Below are 8,111 nucleotides of genomic sequence, written 5' to 3' on the forward strand. Positions count from 1 at the left end.
TAACCTCCAGGCGTGGCTGGCGTCTGGGTCAAGATCACGATTCCCCAAAGGACAATATCGCCAGGGGTCCAGTTGGGTCTACCATCACGGGCTAGGAGAGACCATCACGAGCCCGCTGGGAGAGACCATCATGAGCCGCATGAAATCATCCGTCGTCGCTTCCGCGCTCGCATTGAGCTTTTCGATGGCGCCAAACTTGGCCCACGCGCAGCAGCTCCAGATCCCCACGACAGCCGCCGAAGTGCCCGGTCCGGCGAGCGGCACAGCCATAACCACGGCCTACGTGCAAACTGTGGGGCGGATGGCCTACCTGTGGGGCTGGCCACTGGTCAATTCGGTCAACCGCTCCATCGCTTTTTCCAAGGCGCCCGAACCAGGCTTGATAGGCGGAGTGGTTCCGATCGCGTTCAACGGGAACGCAATGCTGACCGGGTATATCAGCCCGGACCAGACGATCATCGCCTGCCCGAACCAGGATGTCGCGTATGGTGCTGGCTGGATGACACTGGACAAAGAGCCCATCGTCTTCCAGGTACCGGATTTTGGCGATCGTTTCTGGGTCTATGCGCACTATGACGCGCGCACCGACGAGTTTTCCGAGATCGGCAAGCAATACGGCACCAAGCCCGGCTTCTATCTGATGGTCGGTCCAGACTGGAAGGGCGAAACGCCAGCCGGCATCACGGCCGTGGTGCGCTCCTCCACGTCGCTTGCCTTTGTCATTCCGCGCATCTTCATCGATGACAGCGCCGAGGATCAAAAAGCTGTCCAGCCGTTGCTCAGCCAGGTCGTCTACTACCCGTTGTCGGAGTTCGACGGGAAGATGAAGATCAGGGACTGGAGCAAGCTCCCGCATTTCCCGGCACCGAAATCCACCGGCAARGGTGAGACCAAGTGGGTAAACCCGGAAACCTTCTTCGACGAGTTGCCTGAGGTGATGAAACAAGTGCCGCCGATGCCGGGCGAGGAAGCCCTCTACAACTGGATCGGTAGCGTGCTGGAGGCGGCCGCCAAGGATCCTGCGATCAAGAAGACGCTTGTGGAAACTGCTGTCGCCGCCGAGGGAGAACTGATCTCACCGTTCTTTAAGTGGGCCAATAACGGCCGCCCTGCCGGCAATGGTTGGAATTCGCCGGTGAACAACGCGGAGTGGGGGACCGACTACGTCAATCGCACGGGCACCTCCAAGTCGAACATGTACGACAACCGGCCTGAGGAAACCAAGTACATCTACACGGACAACGACAAGCAGGGTGCACAACTCAACGGACAGAACGCTTACACGATCACCTTTGCCAAGGGTCAGACGCCACCGGTCAAGGGATTTTGGTCGTTGACCTTGTACAACGATGTCCACTTCTTCAACCCAAATCCACTAAAGCGCTATTCGCTGGGCACGAAGAACAAGACCATCAAATACAACGCGGACGGCTCGCTGACGCTTTACGCCAGCGCCAAGTCGCCGGGCGCGGACAAGGAAAGCAACTGGCTGCCCGCGCCCGAAGGTTCGTTCTCGCTCTACATCCGCGCCTATTGGCCCGACAAGCCTATCCTCGACGGCACTTGGACGCCGCCGACCATCGCGATGGTGCAGTGAATAAGTCGATCAAGCGCGGAAGGAACATGAACATGACAACCACTCGCACCCTCAGCCTTATCGCCGCCGCGCTGGTTGGCGGTTTGGCAATGAACGGCCTTGCTACGCAGGCTTTCGCTCAGGAGACCTCCTTCGATAAGTTGGCCAACCTCCCGTTCGCGGAAGGCCGGCCCACAAAAGAGACAGCGCAGACCTTGCGCGACGAACTGCTCTTCCAACGGGCGACGCAGACCTATCTCTGGGCGCTGCCGTTGATCAACACCCTCGGGATGCAGGTCGGATCGGAAAAGACATTCGGCGCCGGCTACAACGTCCTGCCGATCTGGAAGAAGCGGCTCGACGCCAAGACCCTGGTGACTACTCCCAACTCCGACGTCCTCTACGCCATGAGCTACGTTGACCTGGGCAAGGATGGTCCGCTGGTGATGGAAGCGCCGTCTGAGTTGCAAGCCATCCTGCTGGATTACTGGCAGCGCCCCATCCCGGTGGATGGCGGCAAGTTCTTTGGTGACGTCGGTCTGTTTGGACCGGATGGCGGCAAGGGGGGCAAGTTCCTCCTGTTGCCACCCGGCTACACGGGAGCGGTGCCGGAAGGTTATTACGTTTACCGGTCAGGCACCAACAGCGTCTTTATCTTCCTGCGCGGGTTCTACAAGGACCCGAAGAATCTGACACCTGCTGTCGCGCACCTGGAGAAGACAAAGATCTATCCGCTTAACGGCGAGGCTGGCGCCAAGCCGATGGAATTCCCCGATGGCTCCGGCGTCCCGGTCAACATGCTGCCGATCAGCGACGGCAGCGCCTTCGATCAACTCAAGCTGCTGGTGGACAGGGAGGGTGACAATCTTGCAGGTCCCGATTGGCTCGGCATGCTGGCGGCCATCGGCATCGTCAAGGGCCAGCCGTTCAATCCTGATGCGCACACACGCGAGATCCTCGATCGTGCCGCGAAGACCGGCTACAAAATGAGCCGTGTCATTGGCTTTGCCGACAAGGCAAGTGGTCTCTCGTTGCTCGTCTATCCAGACCGCCGCTGGCTCAATCCTTTCTCCGACGGGACTCCCGCGAATCCGGGTGGGTCGAAGAATCCGGACTGGGAGAATGTCGCCGGAGCGTATCCATATCTCGCCCTCGATGCCCGAATCTGGATGTTCACCGACTACTACTCGATCAGCCCGGGGATGATGTCCCAAACCCCGGGCAAGGGCGCGAAGTACATGATAGGCTTCATCGATAGCGAAGGCGTGCCCTTGTCGGGCGGTAGCAACTACCGCCTGAACCTGCCCGCCAACATTCCAGCCGCCAACTTCTGGTCGGTGACGCTCTACGAGGCTGAGAATGCTTCGGGTCTCGCCAATGGGCAGCCTTTCCCATCGTTGGGTTCAAAGGACAGGCCGGCGCAGAACGCTGATGGCAGCACGGAGCTTTACCTCGCGCCAAAAGCGCCCGAGGGCAAGGCCGGCAATTGGCTCGCGACGGTGCCGGGCAAGGGGTACTTCGCCATCCTCAGGCTCTACGGCCCGACCGAAGCGGCCATCGACAAGAGCTGGGTCCCAGGGGACATCGAGAAGGTGGAGTGACCCCGCTGCGCTGAGCGGCTTAAGGCCCGGAGGAGATCATTCAAGCCGGCTGCTCAATGACCTCGTCAATCAATTGGCTTGAGAATAATCATCGAAGACGGCCCGGTTTGCCACCCTTCTTTCGATTGCAAGTGCTCGGTAGCAGACGCTGAAGGCGGCTCTCCAGATGGAGAACTCATACTCGCGGCTTGCGGACCAAAGACGAGCTGGCCTTTGATGATGAAAGATGTGCAGATTATTGTAGAGAAATAGCAACCGCTGTTTTTTGACAGCCGCCGTTCGCTCTTCATGACTGTCGGCATATGCTGAATTGCGGCAACGGAGCCTTATGCCTGCCGACAGAGCTGAGTTTGTTATTGCGCTGCTCATCGGATGGTCGCTAAGTCATGCTGCCATAGCAGTGCGTCTTGGTGTCGGACGAGCTACTTCGGCCAGATAGAATTCGAGACTCCGAGGCAATTCAATGACCGAACAACTTTCTCTTCCTCGCGATCGAATTTCCGTGCTTCTGATGGAAGGGATCAGTCAGAGCGCGGKGGACTACTTCGCTTTATCCGGCTACGTCAACCTGACCCATTTGCCGAAGGCTCTGGATGACAAAGATCTCAAAAGTCATATAGCCGAGGCCCATATTGTCGGAATTCGTTCACGCACGCAGCTGACTGAGGAGATTTTCAGCTCCGCCAAGAAGCTGATGGCCGTCGGTTGTTTCTCTGTGGGGACAAATCAGGTCGACCTGGATGCGGCCCGTCGACGCGGGATCCCGGTATTCAACGCCCCTTATTCGAATACGCGCTCGGTCGCCGAGCTTGTGATCGGCGAGATCATAATGCTGACCAGGCGGATTTTCCCGCGTTCGGCTTCCGCTCATGACGGCGGRTGGGACAAAACCGCCGAAGGTAGTCGTGAGGTGCGCGGGAAAACGCTGGGCATCGTGGGCTATGGCAATATCGGTTCGCAGCTAAGCGTTCTTGCCGAAAGCATGGGTATGAACGTTCGCTATTTTGATCCTTCGGACAAGCTTCGCCACGGCAATTCAGAATCGATGGCAACGCTTGGCGAGCTCCTCGAAATCTCAGATTTTGTGACGATGCATGTTCCAGAGACCAGCTCGACGCAAAACATGATAWCTGAAGCTGAACTGCGCAGGATGAAAAAGGGAGCCATTTTCATCAATAATGCCCGCGGAACCGTGGTGGATCTTGAAGCGCTCGCGAAGGTTTTGAAAGAAGGACATCTCGCAGGCGCGGCTGTGGACGTRTTCCCGAGGGAACCGGCATCAAACAAAGAGCGTTTTGAAACACCGCTGCAAGGTTTGGATAATGTCATTCTGACCCCGCATATTGGAGGGTCGACCGAAGAAGCCCAAGAACGYATTGGAAGAGAAGTCTCGAGGAAGCTTGTCGAATATTCGGACATCGGCTCGACGCTAGGCGCTGTCAACTTTCCCCAGGTTCAACTGCCGCCACGTCCAAACGGCACGCGTTTCATCCATGTTCATGAAAATCGCCCTGGCATTCTCAACAATCTGAATACGGTTTTTTCGTCTCGTGGACTTAATATTGTGGGCGAGTTCCTGCAGACGCACGGCGATACGGGTTACGTGGTTATTGAAGTCGAAGGCGTTGGCCAAACTGCAAATGATATACTTGATGCACTCCGCCAGATTCAAGGAACGATACGGGCTCGATTGGTTTACTGACGCCGGTGGGAATGCCTTTTCCAGGGTCTAAAGTGCCGGCGGGAGGCAGCATGACCATGGGCGAATGGTTGTCCTTGACTATTCCTGTCGCAACCACGCTCTTGACAGGAGTCGAACCGGTGGCTCACTCCGAAGACGCGTCGTCCAACAGCGCCGAAACCTGCCTTACATGATCTGAGAAACCGGGACGGAGGCGGAATGCCTTTGTCCGCGGATAAGGCTCGGAAACATTGACCGAACCAATGATGCGGCCGGGTCGTGCGGCCATAACGATAACGCGGTTGGACAGATAGACGCTCTCCGTGGTGCTGTGGGTTACCATAACAATCGTGCAACCAGTCTCGCTCCAGATGCGCAGAAGATCGTCGTGCAATCGCGCCCGGTTGATTTCGTCGAGTGCGCCGAATGGCTCGTCCAGCAGGAGGAGTTGCGGCCTGGTAATCAGCGCACGGGCGATCGAGACGCGCATCTTCATACCACCCGAGAGTTCGCGCGGGTACGCGTCGGCGAAGGTCTCAAGCCCGACCATGGTGAGACAACGAATAGCCTCGGATGCCAGATCCACGGCGGAACCCCGTAAGGTCAGTGGCAAAGCGACATTTTCGGAGACCGTCGCCCAAGGCATGAGGCTTGGTTCCTGAAACACGAATCCGATCGAGCCAGCGCCGACAGGCGGTCGGCCGTCGCCCGCCAATTCCACGCGACCTGCCGTGGCACTCGCCAGACCCGCAAGAATATAAAGAGCCGTCGACTTGCCACAGCCGGAAGGTCCGAGAAGACTGACAAACTCGCCCTTGCCGACTGTAAGGTCCATTCGGTCGAGCGCCAGCGTGCCGTTCGGATAGCGCTTGGTCAGGCCCTCGAGCCGGGCAGCAATGACAGCACCATTTCGCGTGCGTTCTTCAAGCCCCATCTTTCAACTCACTTTCGTGCCAATGACCGAGCAGGATCGAGGACAACCGGCTCATAGCGTGCCAGAGCACAACCCCGAACCCCGCAAGTAGAAAGAGCGCGGCAAACATCCGGGGGACGTCGAGCATCGTGCTGCTTTGGACGATCGTCCACGCAAGGCCAGTCGAGGTGCCACTGCCGGCTACGAATTCCGCCACCACGGCGCCGATGACCGACAGTCCCGACGAGACCCGGGCGCCGGACAGAATGAAGGGCAATGCCGCCGGCAATTGCAGGCGCAAGAGCCGCTCCCAACGCGTGGCGCGATAAAGGGTGAAAACATTCTGCAGCCCGCGGTCGACGGATTTCATCCCGACGACGGTGGCCGAGAGCATCGGGAAGAAGGCAACCAGCCAGGACAGGATCAGCAGCGCAAGCCAAACCCTGGATAGTCCGACCCAAATGATCACCAACGGCGCGATCGCGATGATGGGCGTTACCTGGAGCGCCACAGCGTACGGCCAGATGATCTTTTCCACCGTCCGGAAGAGCGAGATCAGAATGCCGAGGGCGATCCCGCTTATCGTCGCGAGCACGAATGCGCTCAACGTCACCAGTGCGGTGTTTCCAAGCGCGCGCATCAGTCCACCGGCATTCGTCCACAGCGATTGGAAGATGACGCTCGGGGCCGGGAGAACATAAGGCGGGATACCGCGCCAGCGCACGAAGACTTCCCAGACGACGAGGAAGATCGCGCCGGCGATCAGGGGTACGAACCGATCGAATACCAGGCCGAGCGAACCGGTTACCCCGTCCGCAGTGATGACGGCCACAGGCGCCACAGCATCTTTATGTTCAGATGTCGTCACAGGCTCGGCCTTTCAGTCCAACCCAGTGAGGCTGCTTGAACTGCTGCCGCTAGATCGAACAGACGCTCCTCATCATGCCAGCGCGCCACCAACTGGATGCCGACGGGAAGGCCTTCTGAAGTGAACCCGCACGGCACTGATATGGCCGGGTGTCCGGTAAGATTGAAGGGATAGAGCGCTGCGGCCCAGGCAGCATAGTCTTCGCCATGGACTGGACACTGCGCGGCGGCCGGCCCGGGTGACCGTGTAAGGCTTGGCGTGGCGATCACGTCCACATGCCGGAACGCATACTGCACACGGCGGAACAGTGCTGTACGCGCCTCTTGAGCCTGCGCGAGATCCGCGGCACTGAAGGACATGCCGAGGTCGGCGATGTTTCTGAAGGTCTCACCCCACATCGACCGCGCCGATGCGCCAAGCTGGCGCAGGCGTCCGGCATGGCCGACAGCTCCGATGACCCTATAGATGGCATGTGCGCCATCGAGAAGCCCCGGCTCAAGATCCGGTTGCAGGCTCGCGCCCGCCCGCTCCAGAACGCCGAGTGCGGCGCTGCAGCGGTMGCTTATCTCCGTCTCGACAAGATAGCCGCCCGGTTTTGCGAGCCATCCGATTCTGGTCCCTTCGAGATTGCCGCTACAGCGACTGCCGTCTGCGACACGCGCCAGCGATGAAAGAGCATCGGCATCTGTCGGGCCGGACATGATCGCGTACGTCGCCACGAGATCCTCGACGCAGTGCGCCATCGGCCCCATCGACGAATAGTTGCCAAAGGTGTCTGGGAAACTCTCATGCGGGATACGGCCAACGGTGGGCTTCAATGCCAGAGTGCCCGTGCAGGCCGCGGGGCAGCGTAACGATCCGCCGCCATCGGACCCGACGGCAACAGAGCCGATGCCCGCCGCCAATGCCGCTGCGGCACCACCGCTCGAGCCCCCCGGCGTAAGCTCCAGCGACCAAGGATTGCGGGTGACGCCGTGAAGGGAGGAATGCGTCGTGACTTCGTGATAGAATTCCGGCGTCGCAGTCTTGCCGATGAGAACAGCGCCGGCCGCCTTCAGTCGCGCCCAGACGACATCGTCTCGCTCCGCAATGACGTCCACCATCGACAGCGATCCGAAGGTCTGCCTGTCGCCGACTGTGGCGATGCCATCCTTCACGGTCACCGGCACACCGCAAAGCGGCCCGGGATCCGCCCTCCGGGCAATCTCGACGTCAATGTGGCGGGCATCTTCCAGCGCGCGCTCATAGCGCGGTACCGCGATGCAGTTGATATCCGTCGCTGTGTCGTTGGCGCGCTGGATGGCCAACGCGACGAGCGCCTCGGACGAGATACTTCCCTCACGCACCATCGCTGCCTGCGTGAGAGCGGAAGCGTATAGTAGGTCGAGCCCGGCGAATGCAGGTTGTGCCTGATCGCGAAACATGGCGTTCACTTCGAACCCGGAAGATAGGAGAGCGTATAGGCTTTCCTG

The 8,111-nt window shown here is 59.4% G+C and carries 6 protein-coding genes and 1 pseudogene; 3 read left to right on the forward strand and 4 right to left on the reverse strand.

From position 1 onward, the window contains the following. Nucleotides 1–130: 130 nt before the first annotated feature. Nucleotides 131–1,597, forward strand: coding sequence for a DUF1254 domain-containing protein (locus AC1D1Z_RS20405; protein WP_018245527.1), 1,467 nt, complete (start codon nucleotides 131–133; stop codon nucleotides 1,595–1,597). An 89-nt stretch (nucleotides 1,598–1,686) separates the two neighbouring features. Next, the gene (locus AC1D1Z_RS20410; protein ID WP_370091282.1) at nucleotides 1,687–3,177 is read left to right on the forward strand and encodes a DUF1254 domain-containing protein; all 1,491 of its coding nucleotides are present in this window, start codon (nucleotides 1,687–1,689) and stop codon (nucleotides 3,175–3,177) included. Nucleotides 3,178–3,372: 195 nt separating this feature from the next. On the opposite strand, the pseudogene AC1D1Z_RS20415 reads toward AC1D1Z_RS20410, so the two are convergent. Continuing rightward, a pseudogene (locus tag AC1D1Z_RS20415) lies at nucleotides 3,373–3,480 on the reverse strand (fatty acid desaturase); the annotation flags it as partial. A 160-nt stretch (nucleotides 3,481–3,640) separates the two neighbouring features. Here AC1D1Z_RS20415 and serA point away from each other — a divergent pair. Beyond that, nucleotides 3,641–4,879: a phosphoglycerate dehydrogenase gene (serA, locus tag AC1D1Z_RS20420; RefSeq protein WP_477851619.1), complete on the forward strand. Its 1,239-nt coding sequence runs from the start codon at nucleotides 3,641–3,643 to the stop codon at nucleotides 4,877–4,879. Between the two features lie 124 nt (nucleotides 4,880–5,003). Here serA and AC1D1Z_RS20425 read toward each other — a convergent pair whose 3' ends face one another. The 3 genes from AC1D1Z_RS20425 to AC1D1Z_RS20435 all read right to left on the reverse strand — a co-directional run. Continuing rightward, a complete protein-coding gene (locus tag AC1D1Z_RS20425) occupies nucleotides 5,004–5,792 on the reverse strand; it encodes an ABC transporter ATP-binding protein (protein ID WP_018517346.1) in 789 nt (262 codons plus the stop codon). Further along, nucleotides 5,782–6,639, reverse strand: a complete 858-nt coding sequence (locus AC1D1Z_RS20430; protein WP_018517345.1) for an ABC transporter permease — start codon at nucleotides 6,637–6,639, stop codon at nucleotides 5,782–5,784. The genes AC1D1Z_RS20425 and AC1D1Z_RS20430 overlap by 11 nt, the downstream gene beginning before the upstream one ends. Further along, on the reverse strand, nucleotides 6,636–8,111 hold a 1,476-nt coding region (locus tag AC1D1Z_RS20435), incomplete at its 5' end, for an amidase (protein WP_477851620.1). The genes AC1D1Z_RS20435 and AC1D1Z_RS20430, both read right to left, overlap by 4 nt.

It is taken from the genome of Rhizobium sp. P1_E1 (genome assembly GCF_056406015.1).